The organism is Marinagarivorans algicola, from assembly GCF_001292705.1.
GTDB classification, from domain to species: Bacteria; Pseudomonadota; Gammaproteobacteria; order Pseudomonadales; family Cellvibrionaceae; genus Marinagarivorans; species Marinagarivorans algicola.
Genome location: NZ_LGAK01000097.1, coordinates 1 through 1,679 on the forward strand (window position 1 = coordinate 1; position 1,679 = coordinate 1,679).

At 42.0% G+C, this 1,679-nt stretch carries 2 protein-coding genes; both read right to left on the reverse strand.

Annotated elements, in window-relative coordinates:
* Nucleotides 1-234, reverse strand: a 234-nt coding sequence (locus AC438_RS16300; protein ID WP_202904791.1) for a hypothetical protein, incomplete at its 3' end; no start/stop codon positions are given.
* A gap of 412 nt (nucleotides 235-646) precedes the next feature.
* On the reverse strand, nucleotides 647-1,679 hold a 1,033-nt coding region (locus tag AC438_RS16305; RefSeq protein ID WP_238376428.1), incomplete at its 5' end, for a primase-helicase family protein.

A 1,679-nucleotide genomic window follows, 5' to 3' on the forward strand; every position in this document is an offset into this window, starting at 1 on the left:
CTGAGGCTCAGCACGTGCCAGCACCATTACCGCATCCCCAATCAACTCTGCCTCATCATCGCTAATCATTGGGCTAGATGAGCCTGTTGGGTTGACCTTATCCATCATCGCCGCAATAGGGTTAATACCGCGCGCACCATCACAGCGCGACCCTACCCGCACCCACTTACCCCATTGCACAATACGCAACTCGATTAACTTAGCATCTTCAGCATTTTTAATAATCTCTAACATCTACTTGGCCCCGTGTAATGAATTAGTTAACTCATAGCGCCATTTTAACCAATTAACAAAAATAATTCGCTAAAAAAACCAGTGTTAGATGAAATAAATTCACATTTTTAAAATGCCGGATTACAACCTAAAAAGCCGGACTAAAGCCGGACAACGAGATTCTGTAAGTTATTGATTTTTATGTAAAAGCCGGAAAGCCGGACAAGCCGTGCATAATATTACTCGTATGAGAATTTTTTTTACAAACCATAAGACATAAAAAAACGCGCTACGTAAAAAAACGCGCGCGTGCGAGAGAAATAGTATCCGGCGTGTCCGGCTTTCCGGCTTTTCGTTTAAAAACAGTAAGTTACAGAATTCAACAATCCGGCTTTAGTCCGGCTTTTTTACAAATTATCCGGCTTTTATAGGCTTATGCCGCTTCAGCCCCCATGCTGGGTCCATTTCTCATCAGTAATTCTTCCCACTTATTAACCCATGCACCAAGCCACTGCTTCTTACTTTTACCCTCTGGGCAAATTCCTACTATAAAAAAAGCTGCCTTAGCCTCATTACCCGAAAATTCGTAGCGCACATCAGACTGACGTCTCTCTTTGCTGCGAATAAATCCTGTAAATTTATTTTGCCCCATACAATGCTCATTACGATCTTTGCAGTATCGCTCGAAGGCTTTAAATAAATCACGCACTCTAACAGGTGAATAAGGATATTCAAGTTGATTAGAGCTCCACTCCTCATAAAATATTTGCCAGGCAGGCTTACCAAAGTCCATCAACCTTTGTTTTGCCTCGGTAGTGGGAGGCTCACTATAAATTGTAAAGCCATCTAAGGGCACAGCTAACAGTAATGCTAAAAATGCCTCCGCCCCACCATTATTTAGCTCTTCATCGACACCCAATTTCAAGGAATCTATTAACTTCTCCTCTGGCCATACAACCAAAAAACGTCGATCGCTAGGCTCAACAGGCAAGGGTTGAACTTCATTGCTTAAAAAAACGGCATTCATATGGTTTGCCTCTTCCCAACCACTCATGAATTTTTTCTCAACTCTAAAGTTCTTGCCAGTCACCATCTGCTTTATAGTGCCCGTATGGCTATATTTTTGGCCTCGACTCAAAACCTCTTCAAATACTCCAAATAAAATTTCACTCTGCCAATCATTATACTGGCTCTCTAATTGCGTTTGCCCTAATACACGGCAGTAATTACCGTAAATCAAACGCATGACCCCATCAAAGAAATAACTCTTACCGCTGCCATGCACATCACTATGCATTAATACGGCAGACTGCATCTTAGCACCAACATTCTGCAGCGGATAAGCCAGCCATCGTAGTATCCAGTGATACACTACGTCATCGTTATTGCATAATGCATATAATAAATTCAAAATATTTGAGCAAGCACTATCATCGCGCTTAGGCACCAAAGGCAACCCAGTGAAA